At 46.8% G+C, this 16,646-nt stretch carries 15 protein-coding genes; all 15 read right to left on the reverse strand.

Annotated elements, in window-relative coordinates; translation table 11 throughout:
* Positions 1–23 precede the first annotated feature (23 nt).
* The 15 genes from MKX60_RS03090 to hisD all read right to left on the reverse strand — a co-directional run bounded on the left by MKX60_RS03090 (position 24) and on the right by hisD (position 16,642).
* Positions 24–251 carry a DUF1858 domain-containing protein gene (locus tag MKX60_RS03090; protein ID WP_042184022.1) on the reverse strand — a complete coding sequence of 76 codons (228 nt, stop codon included), beginning with the start codon at positions 249–251 and terminating at the stop codon, positions 24–26.
* A gap of 202 nt (positions 252–453) precedes the next feature.
* Positions 454–1,944, reverse strand: a complete 1,491-nt coding sequence (locus MKX60_RS03095; protein WP_042193094.1) for a UxaA family hydrolase — start codon at positions 1,942–1,944, stop codon at positions 454–456.
* Between the two features lie 34 nt (positions 1,945–1,978).
* Entirely contained in the window at positions 1,979–3,448 is a 1,470-nt protein-coding gene (locus MKX60_RS03100) for a tagaturonate reductase (protein WP_341059064.1), read from the reverse strand.
* 162 nt (positions 3,449–3,610) lie between these two features.
* Positions 3,611–4,609: a LacI family DNA-binding transcriptional regulator gene (locus tag MKX60_RS03105; protein WP_076299973.1), complete on the reverse strand. Its 999-nt coding sequence runs from the start codon at positions 4,607–4,609 to the stop codon at positions 3,611–3,613.
* Positions 4,610–4,666: 57 nt separating this feature from the next.
* A complete protein-coding gene (uxaC, locus tag MKX60_RS03110; RefSeq protein WP_341059065.1) occupies positions 4,667–6,094 on the reverse strand; it encodes a glucuronate isomerase in 1,428 nt (475 codons plus the stop codon).
* A gap of 307 nt (positions 6,095–6,401) precedes the next feature.
* Entirely contained in the window at positions 6,402–7,355 is a 954-nt protein-coding gene (gene trxB / locus MKX60_RS03115; RefSeq protein ID WP_076299975.1) for a thioredoxin-disulfide reductase, read from the reverse strand.
* Positions 7,356–7,395: 40 nt separating this feature from the next.
* The gene (locus MKX60_RS03120) at positions 7,396–9,132 is read right to left on the reverse strand and encodes a tetratricopeptide repeat protein (protein ID WP_076286824.1); all 1,737 of its coding nucleotides are present in this window, start codon (positions 9,130–9,132) and stop codon (positions 7,396–7,398) included.
* A 234-nt stretch (positions 9,133–9,366) separates the two neighbouring features.
* Complete coding sequence (locus tag MKX60_RS03125) at positions 9,367–10,317, reverse strand: ribose-phosphate diphosphokinase (RefSeq protein ID WP_042123288.1); 951 nt, start codon at positions 10,315–10,317, stop codon at positions 9,367–9,369.
* 23 nt (positions 10,318–10,340) lie between these two features.
* Positions 10,341–11,168 (reverse strand): histidinol-phosphatase HisJ, encoded by an 828-nt coding sequence (gene hisJ, locus MKX60_RS03130; RefSeq protein ID WP_341059067.1) that lies wholly within the window; start codon positions 11,166–11,168, stop codon positions 10,341–10,343.
* Between the two features lie 15 nt (positions 11,169–11,183).
* Positions 11,184–11,900, reverse strand: coding sequence for a bifunctional phosphoribosyl-AMP cyclohydrolase/phosphoribosyl-ATP diphosphatase HisIE (hisIE, locus tag MKX60_RS03135; protein ID WP_076286826.1), 717 nt, complete (start codon positions 11,898–11,900; stop codon positions 11,184–11,186).
* Positions 11,897–12,655, reverse strand: coding sequence for an imidazole glycerol phosphate synthase subunit HisF (gene hisF / locus MKX60_RS03140; protein ID WP_341059069.1), 759 nt, complete (start codon positions 12,653–12,655; stop codon positions 11,897–11,899). Before hisF ends, hisIE begins: the two co-directional genes overlap by 4 nt.
* 676 nt (positions 12,656–13,331) lie before the next feature.
* Positions 13,332–14,069 carry a 1-(5-phosphoribosyl)-5-[(5-phosphoribosylamino)methylideneamino]imidazole-4-carboxamide isomerase gene (gene hisA / locus MKX60_RS03145; RefSeq protein WP_076286827.1) on the reverse strand — a complete coding sequence of 246 codons (738 nt, stop codon included), beginning with the start codon at positions 14,067–14,069 and terminating at the stop codon, positions 13,332–13,334.
* Between the two features lie 42 nt (positions 14,070–14,111).
* A complete protein-coding gene (gene hisH, locus MKX60_RS03150; RefSeq protein ID WP_339268140.1) occupies positions 14,112–14,735 on the reverse strand; it encodes an imidazole glycerol phosphate synthase subunit HisH in 624 nt (207 codons plus the stop codon).
* A 1-nt stretch (position 14,736) separates the two neighbouring features.
* Positions 14,737–15,345 carry an imidazoleglycerol-phosphate dehydratase HisB gene (hisB, locus tag MKX60_RS03155; RefSeq protein ID WP_036687073.1) on the reverse strand — a complete coding sequence of 203 codons (609 nt, stop codon included), beginning with the start codon at positions 15,343–15,345 and terminating at the stop codon, positions 14,737–14,739.
* A complete protein-coding gene (hisD, locus tag MKX60_RS03160; protein ID WP_341059070.1) occupies positions 15,332–16,642 on the reverse strand; it encodes a histidinol dehydrogenase in 1,311 nt (436 codons plus the stop codon). The genes hisB and hisD overlap by 14 nt, the downstream gene beginning before the upstream one ends.
* Positions 16,643–16,646: the final 4 nt, after the last annotated feature.

Here is a 16,646-nt window from a genome sequence, read left to right on the forward strand (position 1 = left end):
TGAAATTTTGATGATAGATTCCTTTATTTCATAATCTCGAAGCCATGTCGTTCAAATGCTAACTTCACGGTGTTGAGATCCATTTTCTTCAGCTTGATTCCTTTGGATAAGGTCATGAAACGGCCAGCGGTCTGCAGCATACCTGGCTTAGCAATGTCCTTAAAGCCCAGCTCTACCATAATCTCAACGACCTCTGGATGCCGGGATACCATCTCGAAGATAGACTCATCCATTCGCAGCATTTTTTCCATTGGACTCTTCTCCTTTATATGAGAACTATTCTCAACAACAGATTAGCACAGGCCGTACAAGGCAATAGTGATTGCAATCACTAAATTAGAAGAAAGCAATGACCGTTCTTTTAAAGATGGATTATGTATAATGTGAAATTAAAAAAACTGCCCCCTACGCTAAATAGCATAAGGGACAGTCTAATTCGTAATAAATTATTTATTATAGCGTTACTCCTGTTTTGAATATGGATATCTCGCGGAAGTTATTCTTCTCGTTATTTACCCATTCCCCACTAGCCACGCTGATAATGTAGTTAATGAAGTCACGCAGAACCTCATCTGGAGAACCATCTTCAACCAACACACCCGCATTAAAATCGATCCAGTGACGTTTACCTTCATACAATGGGGTATTGGTAGACACCTTCATTGTTGGCACGAATGTACCAAAAGGTGTCCCCCGTCCGGTCGTAAAGATCACCAATTGGCAGCCAGCAGCAGCCAGAGCCGACGAAGCTACTAGGTCATTGCCCGGCGCGTTAAGAAGATTTAAGCCTTTGTTAGTGATAAGCTCTCCATACTTGAGTACATCCATTACCGTAGAATTACCGGATTTTTGAGTGCAACCCAGCGATTTATCCTCAAGCGTAGTAATCCCTCCGGCTTTATTGCCTGGTGAAGGGTTTTCATATACCGGCTGTTTATAGTCCATGAAATACTGCTTAAAGTCATTGATGAGATCAACAATTTTGTGGAAAATAGCTTCGTCTGCAGCACGTTCCATCAGAATCTTTTCGGCGCCAAACATTTCAGGTACTTCAGTGAGTACAGTTGTGCCGCCTTGGGCAGCCATATAGTCAGACAGACGTCCAAGAAGCGGATTCGCTGTAATCCCGGACAGGCCATCCGAGCCTCCACACTTCAGACCAATCTTCAGCTCAGAGAGTGAGACTTCTTCCCGATGATCGCCCTGTACGTTATTGTAGAGTTCCTTCAGAAGCTTTACGCCTTCTTCAATCTCGTTTCCAACCTCTTGGGAGACAAGAAAACGCACTCGATCCTCATCGTAACTACCCAGCATGTCTTTAAAAATATGCAAATTGTTATTCTCACAACCTAGTCCGAGCACAAGTACGGCACCCGCATTTGGATGCTTAACCGCGTTAGCAAGTATTGTACGAGTATTGTCATGATCATCACCCAGCTGGGAGCAACCATAGTTATGCTTAAGTACTAGCACGTTATCGAACGGCGCAATATCCCCAACCTCTGCCTTAAAAATATTGATGATCTGCTCCGCCACTCCATTCACACAACCAACCGTAGGGACGATCCACAGCTCATTACGAATACCTACAGATCCGTCAAAGCGACGATACCCCTTAAAGGTCAAATTCTCCGTTTTAAAAGGATTGGGGGTCAGCTTCTGCTCAAAAGTATATTCCTCAACCCCTGTTAGGTTTGTCTTCGTATTATGGGTATGCACCCACTGGCCCGGCACGATAGGCGCTTTAGCATGACCGATGGGATAACCATACTTCAATACATTCTCGCCTTCGCTAATGCTGGTTAGTGCAATTTTATGACCTCTAGCAATATCTTCCGTAATTTTAATTTCTTTTGAACCAATCACAATGGTGTCGCCTGCTTGATAGTCTTTAAGTGCAACTGCCACGTTATCAGCCTCGTTGATCTGCAGTACCTCTTTCATAGTCTTAATCATGCCGTTATCCACCTCCTGTGTATTAGTTGTGTGCAGGTCTCTTCACGTACGCTTGCAGCGCTTGCTTCATACCTGTTCTCTCAATCGCAATGAGCCCTTCTGTCACCTTGTCAGTAAGACCAGCCACTTCATTCAGGTCACAGCCCCAGCGATTTGTCGCTGCTAATACCTCGACAGCCAGTGCCCGTAACCCAGTGTCTGTGCCATCCCATCCTCCCCACAAGGAGGCGAACCATTCCAAAATATCCGCATCATCCGCCAGCTGAATCTCTTCTTCCCCTCTACGTCCTTTATAGAAGGCAATTAATGCACTCATTGAGAAAACAAGCTTCTCGGGCAATTGTCCTTTGGACTCTACATATTGCAATAAAGAAGGCAGATCTCTTGTCTTAAATTTCGAGATAGAATTAAGGGAGATGCTCATCAAGTAATGCTGCACATAAGGGTTCAGGAACCTTTCCAATACCGCGTCTGCAAAAGAATTCAATTCCTCTGCCGGCAGATCCAGCGTTGGAATAATCTCATCATAGATTAAGGACTTCACGTACGCCCCAACCTCTTCGTGCTCAATGGCCTCGGCAACCGTATCAATGCCGTACAAATACGCTACTGGTGTCATAGCTGTATGAGCTCCGTTTAAAATCCTCACTTTACGAGTGCGATAAGGGGCCATATCATCCACCACCAGCACATTAAGACCTGCTAGTTCAGCCGGGAACTCCTTTTTAATCCACTGCGGTCCTTCAATCACCCAAAGATGGAATTGCTCGCCGACAACGACCAGCTTATCCTCATAGCCCAATTCTTCCGTAATCTCAGCGATGGTGTCTCTTGGATATCCAGGAACGATGCGATCTACCAAACTACAGCAGAAGGTGTTGGCTTCATTCATCCAGTTTACAAAGCCCTCTCCCAGATTCCACAGGTCAGCATATTTCAAAATAACCTTCTTAAGCTCATCCCCATTTCGGTCAATCAGCTCGCACGGAATGATGATAAAACCTTTAGAAGCATCACCGTTAAAAAATTCAAAACGCTTATACAATAAGGCCGTCAGTTTACCTGGAAAACTGCTCTGCGGAGCATCGGTTAACTTGTCGCCTGCTTCAAAAGCAATTCCCGCCTCAGTGGTGTTGGACACGATAAAGCGCAGCTCTGGATTCTCGGCAAGCTTCATATACTCCTCATGCTGGGCAAAAGGATTAAGCGTTCGTGTAATACAGTTGATGACCTCATGTTCTTTTACCGCTGCTCCATCTTTGATTCCTTGGAGATACAACGTGTATAAACCGTTCTGAGCATTTAGCATTTCTGCAAGTCCGATACCCAGCGGTTGTACAACCACCACGCCACCATTGAAATCTGTTTTTTGATTCATGGTATGAATCTGCCAATCTACAAAAGCGCGCATGAAATTGCCTTCACCAAATTGCAGAACCTTCTCAGGATATTGCTTGTAAGCTTTCCAACTATCACTATTTAATCTGTTCATATAAACGCCTCCTGATTATTAATGCACACGATAAACTAATTAAATATACTTTATAAGACAATGTTTATATTACTATTTTATTAATTTATGCACACGTGAAAATTTTAGTTCAAAATCCTTCACAAGTGAAAGGATCAAGCTGCTATGCGCAGCTTTTTGCTTCTACAGTTTCCTAACCGATTCTCTCGCAATAAACTTCGTATCAATGGAGGTTAGCCCGTCATTCTCCAAAGGTTCTTTAATTAAGCTTAGCAGCTTGCGGGCTCCTTGCTCGCTGATCTTCTCAATAGGACGTTTAACTGTGGTAAGCGAAGGATTCGCAAAGAGCGAAAATCCAATATCATCAAAACCAACAATAGAAACATCGTTCGGCACCTGCAGCCCTCGCTCAAACACAGCTTTCATAGCCCCGATTGCCATATCGTCATTGGAACAAAATACTGCCGTCGGCGGTTTTTCCAAATCTAGCAGCTTGCCCATCGCCTCATATCCACTTTGCATATCGTAATTACCATTTCTCATATAATCGTTACGAACAGGGATATTATGGTCAATCAAAGCTTTTATAAAACCGTCTCTGCGTTCCTGCGTGGATTTAAAGCCCTCAACACCTTCAATGATCGCAATGTCTTGATGCCCGGACTCAATCAGGTGTTTGCCTGCATGATAAGCGCCTTCCCGGTCATTCGAGATGATATTAATAATGGAGCGATCATCTATCTGCCGATTCAGCACAACGATTGGAATGCCTTGCTGGACAACATGGTAAATGAATTTATTATCTGCTTCACTCTGGCTCATTAGAATAATTCCATCAAAGCGTTTGTGATGAATAGAGGAATATTCCGCATAATCGTCGATCCCACGGATGAACAGATTATACTCTACATCTATGACACTATTTACACCACGAATCGTATCAGAGAAGAAACCAGACGTGGTGCCGTTGGCGATACTCGTGAAGAACAAGCCAATGGTGTATGACCGCTGCATCACAAGGCTTTTGGCATTGTAATTGGGGACATAACCCACTTGCGCAGCGATCTCGGCAATTTTTTTACGTGTAACTTCTTTAATTAGGGGACTGTTGTTAAGTGCTCTTGATACAGTTGTATGTGAAACATTCGCCAGTTTGGCGATATCCTTGATTGTAGGTGCCATGGGTCAACCTTCCTTATCAAACGGGTTTGGCTCTTCCATGTAAGGATATCATAACGATTACCTAGTCACCAATGCCTGTTTCGAGAAATTGAAATAATGATCAGCGTTATTGTAACAGATATTCTCAATCATACCGCCTAACAGTTCCATATCATCCGGGGCTTCTCCATTCTCTACCCAAGAACCTACAAGATCACATAGAATTCTTCTAAAATACTCATGTCTGGTATATGATAAAAAGCTTCTGGAGTCTGTTAACATTCCGACAAACTGGCTAAGTACACCTAGATTAGCAAGCGTCTTCATCTGTTCCAGCATGCCATCCTTGTTATCGTTGAACCACCATGCCGTCCCGAATTGAATCTTCCCTGGAATTCCGCCGCCTTGGAAGCAGCCCATTAAACCAGCAATGACATGGTTATCATTTGGATTCAGCGAGTACAAAATCGTCTTAGGCAGCGCATTCTCACGATCCAGCGCATCTAACAGACCTGCCAGCGGTTTAGCAATCACGCCATCATTAATCGAATCATAGCCGGTATCAGGGCCGAGTCGCCCGAACATTACGCTGTTATTATTGCGTAGCGCATGGATATGGAATTGCATCGCCCAATCCAGCTCGTTGTACAATTTGCCAAGGAATACTAATGTGAACCCTTTATATTTCTTTTCTTCTCTCTCACTTATAGTGCCTTCACGAAGAGCTTTGTTGAATATAGCCGTAGCTTCCTCCAAGGTAGCAGGCTCAAACATTACTGCATCCAAAGCATGATCGGATACACGGCCCGCTCTGGCATGGAAGAATCTCACTCTGCTCTCCAATGCTTCTAGAAACTGACCATAATTCTCAACATCCATTCCTGAGACTTCGCTTAGCTGGGCTACCCAAGGCTTGAAGGTAGGACGATTAATCTCAAGGGCTTTATCTGGACGAAACCCCGGAACTACGCTGGCATCGAATCCACTCAAGCTGCTGATTTTTTCATGATATTCCAGAGAATCTACTGGGTCATCGGTGGTACATACAACAGTTACTTTCGATTTAACAATTAGATCTCTCGCTCCATATCCTTCACCTTGCAACTGTCTGTTCACTTCATCCCAAATCTTCGGAGCATTAGCCTCATTTAGCAAATCATATACTCCAAAGAAACGCTGCAACTCAAGATGTGTCCAATGATAGAGCGGATTCCCGATAATCTTAGGAACGGTTCTAGACCATGCCAAGAACTTTTCATAGTCACTAGCATCACCAGTAATGAACTTCTCCTCTACACCATTTGCCCGCATCACTCTCCATTTGTAATGGTCGCCATACAGCCAAGCTTCGGTAATATTGTTGAACGTCTTGTTCTCATAGATCTCTTGAGGACTGAGGTGGCAATGATAGTCGATAATAGGCATATCTTTCGCATGATTATGAAACAGCTTAATGGCGGTCTCGCTCGACAACAGGAAGTTCTCATCCATGAATTTTTTGCTCATGAGGTTTGCTGCTCTCCTTTATAATCATAATGGGAGTTACAATTAGTTTAACGTGAACATTTTTCGGATTATGATATTTTAACTTAGTTATTTCTTTAGATTACAATAATTTCGGTTCTAAAAATGTTCAAATTGTTAACGTTAACATTACCTCTTATTGTAAACGTATTTTTAAAATGCGCAAGCCCTTTTCGAAAGACATTGTTACAGTTATTTTAACAGCACCCAGCTTCCTGCTACAAAAAAGCAGGCGCCCCTTTAAAATAAGGATCACCTGCTTGAATTCATTCCGATTAATTTAGTTATATTAACTACCCAAGTTTTCGCTCCAGTCATGTACCATTGTGCCCTCAAGATATTTCTCAGCGTCCATTGCTGCCATACAGCCGGTGCCCGCTGCGGAGATCGCTTGTCGGTAACGGGTATCCTGTACGTCGCCGCAAGCGAATACACCCGGAATGTTCGTCTCAGTAGTACCTGGATTTACTACAATATAACCATTGGTATCCGTCGTAATCTGACCGCCCAAGAATCCGGTATTCGGCGTATGACCAATAGCGACAAACACGCCGTCCGCTTCGATGAGTTCTTCAAGCCCTGTAACATTGTTGCGAACCGTCAGTCCCTTAACTCCAGACTCGCCGGTTGTTACTTCAAGCGGTGTACGGTTAAGTGCCCACACAACCTTACTGTTATCGCGTGCGCGGTCCTGCATAATTTTTGAAGCTCTGAGCTCATCACGACGATGAACCACGGTTACGCTAGAAGCAAATCTTGTTAAGAAGCTGGCTTCCTCCATCGCAGAGTCTCCACCACCGACCACGATAATCTTCTTGTTCCGGAAAAAGAAGCCATCACAAGTAGCGCAAGTGCTGACCCCACGGCCCACATTCTCCTGCTCCCCTGGTATTCCTAAATATCTGGCAGAAGCACCGGTAGAGATAATTACCGACTCTGCCTCTAATACACCCAAACCATCTACTGTCACTTTAAATGGACGCTGTGAAAAATCCACTGAATCCACCCAACCATTCTTGAATTCAGCACCAAAACGTTCAGCCTGCTTCCGCATGTTGTCCATTAAATCCGGGCCGAGAATCCCTTCGGGAAAACCTGGAAAGTTCTCCACTTCCGTTGTCGTTGTCAGTTGTCCACCTGGCTGCATCCCTTCAATTACAAGTGGGTTAAGGTTGGCACGTGCCAGATAAATAGCAGCAGTAAGCCCGGCCGGGCCTGTTCCGATTACAATCGTTTTGTACATAACAGTGGCCTCCTCACAATAGGGTTTATGCATCAAGAATTTAGATATTTTCAGTAAACGGGGGAAGACTGTCGCTCACACTTCCCTGAAAACTACATTCATCATCGATACGCCGAGCATAACGACTGACCATCGACACGGATACGTCATAACGCTGAGCTACCTCGCGGTAGGTGACTGGAAGGTTATGCATTTTTGCGATCAGATATTCTAAAGCAGCACACCAGCCTTCCGTTTGACGGATAAAAGGAACATCTGGATATATGCTACTCACGAATTGCTTCCAAAGTAATTCAGCATCTTTTTTCTGAACGGCATCAAATCTCCGGTCCATCATACTTACCGTCTGGTCGATGACTTTTTGCCAATCTTCTCTCCATTCTGGTAATCCCTTCAGACGTGCATTAGAAGTTTCTTTGGCTTCCTGAAGTACATTTTCCTCCGGAACACTACCAATCAGTCGTTGCAGGCTCAGAAGCGCAGCTTCCTGCAGCTTTTCTTCCTGCAATGGCTGTTGTTTCAGAAGTCCTTGTAGAATCTCGGACATTTCTTCATCCTCAATCCAGCGCAGAGCTTCCGTAACCTGAAGCTTCGTATTGGCATCACCGTAGCGAAGTGCCCAGAAGAAGGAAGACCGAAGCAGTGGATTGTTCCGCACCTCTTCAGCAAAACTGCCTTTGTTGTCTTTCCACAGCTTCAACTGCTCTTGAAAGGGGAGCTGATAGTTGTAACTGATTGGAGACAACGCCTTGCCTTCCCCCTGCGCTTGCTGCAGTTGGGCCAGAAAAAATCTCGGCACAGCCGATTCCGGATCCAGCTTAGCAGCTTTTTGCCAGCAACGCTGAGCCTCTGCATAGAGACCGCTATTACTTGCTGCTGCCGCACAGTAATGGTACAAACTGGCGTCACCGCCGACTTCCTCATCTTTCAGCAGGCGCCGAAAATGACCATAGGCGGTTCTATGCCGTCCCAGAATCCCCATCGTAGTGGCCATCTTGAATAAATGCTCCTGGTGAAAAGGAATAGTCGTCTCTAGCAGACGTAATAATCCAGCCAGTTGCCCGCGGTCACCTTCATACTGCAAAAAGATCGCCAAGTTACAAAGTGCGTGCAAATTCCCAGAGTCCTGTTCAAGCACCCGCATAATGCATTCTTTGGCTTTGGTAAAACGACCCATATAGAAATACGCAAGGGCTAGGTTGTTATGCGCCGCCAAGAAGTCTGGCGTATTGCTCACAATCTCTTCAAGCAAAGTTACGGCTTGTGTAAACTTGCCTTCCTCCAACAGCGCTCGGGCCCGCTCATGCTCTATTACCCCTTCCCGGCTTCTAATCCGGATAAGTGGTGCAGGACGATCCAGCTCATATTGCAGAAGTTCCATCAACTCTTCCGATTCGGCCAGAAATTCACCGTTCACATCTTCTTCGAGATAAGTAACAAGTGAGCGTTCTGCCTCCTCATAGCTTTCCATATTGGCGAAGTTGTTAGCCATATAGAAATAACATTCCGTCATTCCAGGATCAATATTCTCCAGCACATGGGTCAAAATGTCGTTAGACGCCTCATAATTACCCATCTCTGATAATACGCCTGCTACGTTACAATGATTTACCGGGTTCTCCGGTTCGTACTCTACAGCTTTGCGAAAATTCTTTAATGCCTTATCATATTGAAAGCGATCCAAGGACCGAACGGCTCTTTCAAAGAAAAAATTGGCATTCAGAGTGACAGGAATAACATTACCATTCTCCTCATACTCTGAAGTTCTCTCCATCATGGAAGCAAGGCACCCCCTTATAAGAAGCTTCCTTTTATACTAACGAAAAAATAGGAGGACGGCGCCCAATGGGGTATACCGGAGCTCCAAACTTAATCGCTATTCCGTTCCCTTTATGGGTGCGGCTATCTTCACACAGTATACCACATGTGACCGCGAGATTCTCAAGTTGAGAAAGACTCTACCACTCCACAAACAGCAACTTTTTCACATAAAAATAAAAAAGACGGGGAATTAAATTCCCGCGTCTCTGAAAAGCTTATCGATCGAACCGCCCTCAAGAATAATACGTGTAGCTTGTGCAAGCATCGGTGCCACCGATAAGACCGTAAACCGACTTGAATGATCATCTGGCAGCGCAATAGAGTCCGTAATGACCACTTCCTGAACAGAGGGATGGTCAAGCCGCTGCAGCGCAGGTCCTGAGAACAATCCATGCGTTGCACAGACGATACTGTCCTTCGCACCTCTCTCTTTCAGACCCTCAACCACATTCACGATGGTAGTCCCTGTATCAATCAGGTCCTCGATAATGATCGGTGTACGTCCCTCGACATCACCAATGACATGAGTGATTACAGATTCATTATGGGCTGGACGCTTCTTGATCATAATGGCAAAAGGTGAATCCAGCTTATTTGCCAGCTTCTCAGCCATTGATGCACGTCCGGCATCCGGAGAAACAATGACCAAATCAGACATAGCCTTGGCCTTCAAATGGCTGCTGATCAAATCGAGAGCAGTCAAATGATCGACCGGAATGTTGAAAAAGCCTTGAATTGCCGCTGCATGCAAATCGATAGTGATTACACGGGTTGCGCCCGCGGTCGTAAGTACATCAGCTACCATCTTAGCCGAGATCGGTTCACGAGGTGCAGACTTACGTTCCTGTCGAGCGTATCCATAATACGGCACAATAATGTTAACTGTACGTGCTGATGCCCGTTTAGCAGCATCTATCATCACGAGCAGTTCCACGAACATCTCATTAATGGGATGGGATAGGGATTGCACCAAAAATACGTCGCAGTTCCGGATGCTCTCTTCGTAATGCACGTAAATCTCGCCGCTCATGAAACGGGTCAGCTTAATCTGCCCCAATTCAACACCAAGTCGCTCTGCAATATCTGCCGCCAGCTTTGGATTCGACGAACCGGAAAAAATACGTAATTGTTGATGATGCATAATACCCTCCTGCGGATTATAAATTATAGTTTGAACGGAACAGTGGTACGACGGCGTCCCTCAAATACAGCCAGCTCACGGAAGCCTGTGTGCCAAAGCATGCTACGTGCCTCTTGCAAGCCGTCACCAAGCTTGGCAGGGTCATGTGCATCCGAGCCGAGCGTAAGTGGTATACCGAGCTTAAAAGCCTCCTGTAGCAGATGTTCCGCCGGGAACATCTCAGCACATGGCTTGGTAAGTCCTGAAGCATTCAGCTCCATGGCAATTCCGCTATCCGCTATAACCTTTAAGGTTTCCAGCTCCTGCGTTCTCACCTCTGCTTTACCTTCTGGTGTCTGAGGACCATAGCCGAACCGTTTAATAACATCCATATGTCCTATAATATCATATAATCCTGATAACGCCGACTTCTTTACAGCATCATAATAAAGGCGATATACCTCTAGTTCATCCTTGCCTTCCCAGCCATCAACCTGTCGATAATCTGTGATATCCCACTCCCCGAGAAAATGCACAGAGCCTATCAGATAATCCCATGGGTAAGGAGATAAAATCTCACGAATTTGATCCTCGTAGCCTTCAATATAATCTGCTTCCAGCCCTACCCGCAGGTCTATGACTCCGCGGTAGCGTTCCTTCAGCGTCAGGCATTCCTCCACATAACGAGGCAGTTCAGCCATTGGCATGGCCATTTCAGGGTAATAGCTAGCAGGATCAACATGGACGAGCGGCAAGTGGTCGGATAACCCTAGCTGCTGAAGACCAAGCTGTATCCCACGCTGCACATACTCCTCAAGCTTGCCCACGGCGTGACCGCAGCGCTCATGATGCGTGTGGTAATCGATATGCATCCGTCAGTTCCCTCCCTAGTACTGGTCCCGGCGTGGGCGCTCGTGGCGGGTACTCAACTCTTCCATGATTTCATCCAGCGGAAGCTTGCGCTCCTGTAGCAGTACTAGTAAGTGATAGATCAGATCACTAACTTCAAGACGCAGCTCGGCATTATCTTTATTTTTGGCGGCAATAATCGTTTCAGAGGCTTCTTCGCCTACCTTCTTAAGGATCTTATCGACACCTTTATCGAACAAATAAGTTGTATACGCGCCTTCCGGACGCTCTACTTCCCGCTCAGCAATCACACGCTCCAGCTCACCAAGAACAGCAAAACGCTCACCATCCGTAAGGCTAGTAGCTACCGATTTCTGAGATTCCTTGGCTTGGTTATTCAAAGGAATGTCACGGAAAAAGCATGACGTAGCTCCAGTATGGCAAGCTGGTCCTTCAGGGACAACCTTCACGAGCAGTGTATCACTATCGCAATCATAGGATATGGAAGTAATCGCTTGTGTATTGCCTGAGGTTCCACCTTTGTGCCAAAGCTCGCTGCGTGAGCGGCTCCAGAACCAGGTCTGGCCACTTTCCAATGAGAGCTGCAACGATTCCGAATTCATATAAGCAACCATCAAAACTTCTAGTGTGTTAGCATCCTGCACAACGGTAGGCACCAACCCCGCTTCATTCCAGCGAATGCCGGCCAGTGCTTCTTTTTGGCTAATGGATGTATTCTTTTCTGTTTCGCTCATCGGATCTCTACCCCTTTTTGCTTCAAGTCAGCCTTTAAGTCGTTAATGGCAATCTCTTTATAGTGAAAAATGGTCGCCGCCAGTCCCGCATCGGCTTTCCCTTCCGTAAATACATCGTAAAAATGCTCCTTCTTTCCAGCGCCGCCAGAAGCAATCACAGGAATACTAAGTAAATCGCTTACTGCTGAAGTCAGCTTCAGGTCGAAGCCATCTTTCGTCCCATCTGCATCCATACTTGTGAGCAAAATTTCACCTGCACCCAGCTTTTCAGCTTCCTTGGCCCAGGTCAGAGCACGGATGCCAGTGGGCTTGCGACCACCATGTGTATACACTTCCCATTCACCAAATGCCTCGTTATATTTAGCATCTATTGCTACCACAATACATTGAGAGCCAAAACGGCGTGCACCTTCCAGAATTAACTGTGGATTAGTGATAGCAGCCGTATTAATGCCGATTTTGTCTGCACCTGCACGAAGAATCCGCTTCATATCATCAGGTGTAGAGATCCCGCCGCCCACTGTAAAAGGAATGGCGATTTCACCTGCGGTCTGCCGCACAACCTCAATCATGGTCGCCCGGCCTTCTACGGAAGCCGATATATCGAGAAACACAAGCTCATCTGCACCCTCACGGTCATACAGCGCTGCCAGCTCTACCGGATCTCCGGCATCACGCAGATTCACAAAGTTAACGCCTTTGACTACCCGTCCGTCCTTAACGTCAAGACAGGGGATGATACGTCTTGCTAACATTATTAATCCCCCTTTCCATGTGTTTCCCTAAAACATTTTGATCCCCCTAAATCCCGCTCCACTCACTCTATAATCACTATGTTCCCATGATTCTTGCTCCTAGCAGGACGACGAGCTCGCGACAACCGCAAGACCACATTCATATAGGCGATCTGTGGGCTCGCGCTCATGATATAATCGGTTCATTTAATTGCACATTGTGCAGTTATTTCAACGCTCGTCCAGCAAGCCCTCCGTTAGCTAAAGGATTCTGAATTGGAACAATAGTTGTATGAAGTACACTTATACTATCAGAGGAATAATGCCCAACCTGCCGCTTAATTAACTTATTGCAGCAGATCCCACAGCAGGCTTTAGCTGAAACCACCTTAGTCGCTCAATAGCCTAGTGGCTTATTAGCCTAGTTCAACGTTCTATTGCATTCTGTACAATAGAATCGACCTCAAACAATCTAATTGTGCCGTCTGTTGCATTTCGTGCAATAGATTCCTGAGAAATCCACAAAAATGAGAGCTTTGTACTGTTTGGATTGTACAAAGTGCAGTCAGATAAGCATTCAGCTTCTTTAAGCAGCTTTCTATTGCACAAAATGCAACCAGCACCCCTAAATAAGACTTTTCGCAGAGTGTGAACGAGTTAATTAGTCAGGTTCGTCAACTAACGCACATACTCAGCACTACTTCTGCCCAAGCGCCTGCAAAGCTTTGGAAAGATCAATATTGCCCGTGTACAACGCCTTGCCAACAATAGCTCCGCCCACACCGCTGCCGCTATGCACGTTCAGACGTAACAGATCATCAAGACTGGTGACTCCGCCGGAGGCGATCACCGTTTTACCGCTGACCTTCGCCATGGACACAATGCCCTCCACGTTCGGACCCTGCATCATCCCGTCGCGGGAGATGTCGGTGTAAATGAACGTCTCAGCTCCTTTTGCAGCCAATTCCTTAGCCAGATCCTCAGCACGTACTTCAGAGGTGTTCAACCAGCCATGTGTCGCAACATAACCGTTGCGCGCATCAATGCCGATAGCTACTTTATCACCGTATTTAGCCAATACCGCTTCGGTAAAAGCATGATCGTTAATCGCAGCAGTTCCGATAATAACCCGACTAACACCAAGCCCAAGCAATTTTTCCACGTCCGCAAGATTACGAAGGCCACCGCCCACCTGAACAGGCACATTAGCATTAGCAGCAATAGCGCCGATAATCGCATCATTCACAGGATGACCTGCTTTCGCGCCATCTAAGTCCACCAAATGAATGAACTTTCCGCCCTGCTCTTCCCATGATTTTGCCACCTCCAGTGGGCTATCATTGTATATCGTTTCCTGACTGTAATCCCCCTGCTGCAGCCTGACACATTTTCCATCCCGGATATCAATCGCCGGATATACAATAAAAGAAGACATTTGGCGCTCCCCACTTTCGTTACATTATATTTATAGCGCGGCTTACGCCCGCTCTCCCTTTAATTTCAAAAAATTGCCCAGCAGCTTGATTCCCAGCTCCCCACTTTTTTCAGGATGGAACTGCATGCCGAATACATTATCTTGCCCCACAATAGCTGTGACTGGGTAACCATAATCGGTGACAGCCAGCAGATCACTCTCATTCGCTACAAGCGCATGATAAGAGTGCACAAAGTACACATGACCCTCATCAAGATCTGCAAAAAGCGGACTTTGTGGCTGCCTAAAGCTCAGCTTGTTCCAACCCATATGCGGTACCTTATAGCCATCTCTAGGAGCGAAACGCACCACCGAGCCTGAGAGAATATCAAGTCCCTCATGGCTGCCATGCTCTTCACTGCTGCTAAACAGTAGTTGCATACCAAGACAGATTCCTAGCAGCGGCTGGGTTCCGGCAGCTACCTGTTTGACCACACGATCCAAACCACTTTCCCGCAGCTGCTCCATCGCATCGCCAAATGCACCGACACCAGGCAGAATGACACTATCAGCAGCGAGAATTTGCTCGGCTTCCCCCGTCACTACACACTCATAACCGAGACGTTCTACCGCCTTGCTCACACTGTGCAGGTTGCCCATGCCATAATCGACGATTGCAACAGTCATGCTACAGCACTCCCTTCGTAGAAGGCACACCCTTCACGCGTGGATCAATCAGTGTCGCTTCATCGAGTGCCCGTCCGAGCGCCTTGAATACAGCCTCAATCATGTGATGTGTGTTAGAACCGTAGTGTACGATCACATGCAGCGTAATCCGAGCTTCCAGCGCGAACTTCCATAAGAATTCCTGAACAAGCTCCGTCGAAAAGCTGCCCACCTGCTGTGAAGGATACGTTGCGCGATATTCAAAGTGTGGGCGATTGCTGATATCGATCACAACCTGCGCCAACGCCTCATCCATCGGTACAAAAACACTCGCATAACGTTTGATTCCCTTTTTATCACCCAGTGCTTCGTGCAGCGCTTGACCTAGGCAGATCCCGATATCTTCAACCGTGTGGTGATCATCAATTTCGATATCTCCCCGCGCCTGTACTGACAGGTCAAACTGGCCGTGCTTCGTAAATAGGTCCAGCATATGATTCAGAAAAGGAACATCCGTCTCCAGCTCGGAAACTCCACTTCCATCTACGTTAAGAGACAGCTTGATATCCGTCTCGTTTGTTTTACGGCTTAATCCTGCTTGGCGCAAGGCCTGTTCATTATTGTTCTCCATATCCGTCTCCACCTTTTCCTTCGTTCTTGAGTCGAATCTCAATGGCTCGTGCGTGGCCTTCTAGCCCTTCGCGACGCGCTAGCTCTATAATGGTCTTTCCATCCCGCAGGAGGGCTTCTTTACTGTAATAGATCAAACTTGATTTCTTTATAAAATCATCCACATCCACTGGCGACGAGAAGCGTGCCGTACCATTGGTCGGGATAATATGATTCGGTCCGGCAAAATAGTCGCCCACAGGCTCCGAGCTATACGCTCCCAGGAAGATCGCCCCAGCATTCTCGATGCTGCCCACAAGGCCCATTGGATCCTCGACAACAATCTCTAGATGCTCTGGTGCCAACCGATTCACTACGGAGATTCCCTCCTCCATAGATTCCACAACAATGATCGCCCCGTAATTTTCTACGGATGAACGGGCGATCGCCTGTCGCGGCAGCTCCTGTAGCTGACGCTCCACTTCAGCAGCCACGCTATCCGCCAAGCTCTGCGATGGCGTGACTAGAATCGCTGAGGCCATCTCGTCATGCTCAGCCTGCGAAAGCAGATCCGCTGCGACATAGGCCGGCTCAGCGGTCTCATCTGCGAGCACGACAATTTCGCTTGGTCCCGCGATACTGTCGATGTCCACGGCGCCATATACCTCGCGTTTCGCTAGCGCAACGTATATATTGCCGGGCCCACATATCTTATCTACCGGCGCTATGCTCTCCGTCCCAAAAGCCAAAGCAGCTACCGCCTGCGCTCCGCCCACACGGTAGATTTCATTCACTCCTGCTTCTGCAGCAGCAACCAGGATGTAAGGATCAATCCCTTCTTTTCCGCCGGTGGATGGCGGGGTTACCATAACGATCTCCGGCACGCCTGCGATCTGTGCAGGGATCACGTTCATCAGCACCGAGGATGGATAAGCTGCCTTACCACCAGGAACATATACCCCTACCCGCTTCAGCGGACGAATAATCTGTCCCAGAATCGTGCCATCGGGCTGAAGATCCATCCACGAATTCCGTTTCTGTCTAGCATGAAAAGCCCGGATATTTACTGCAGCCGCTTGAATAGCGGATACGAAAGATTCTTCTACCCGGCCATACGCCGCCTGAAGCTCTTCCGGCGTTACCCGCAGCTGATTCGGCGTAAGCGTGACCCGATCAAATTGCTCCGTGTAGCGAAGAAGCGCCGTGTCTCCTTCTTTTTTAATCGCAGTCACAATTTCCTTTACCGCCTGATTTTGCTCTGGCGTTCCATACTCGACTTCTCGCTCTAGCTTAAAGTCTTTGCTCGATACAACCTTCATCGCC

Source organism: Paenibacillus sp. FSL R5-0914, assembly GCF_038004525.1.
GTDB lineage: Bacteria > Bacillota > Bacilli > Paenibacillales > Paenibacillaceae > Paenibacillus_AQ.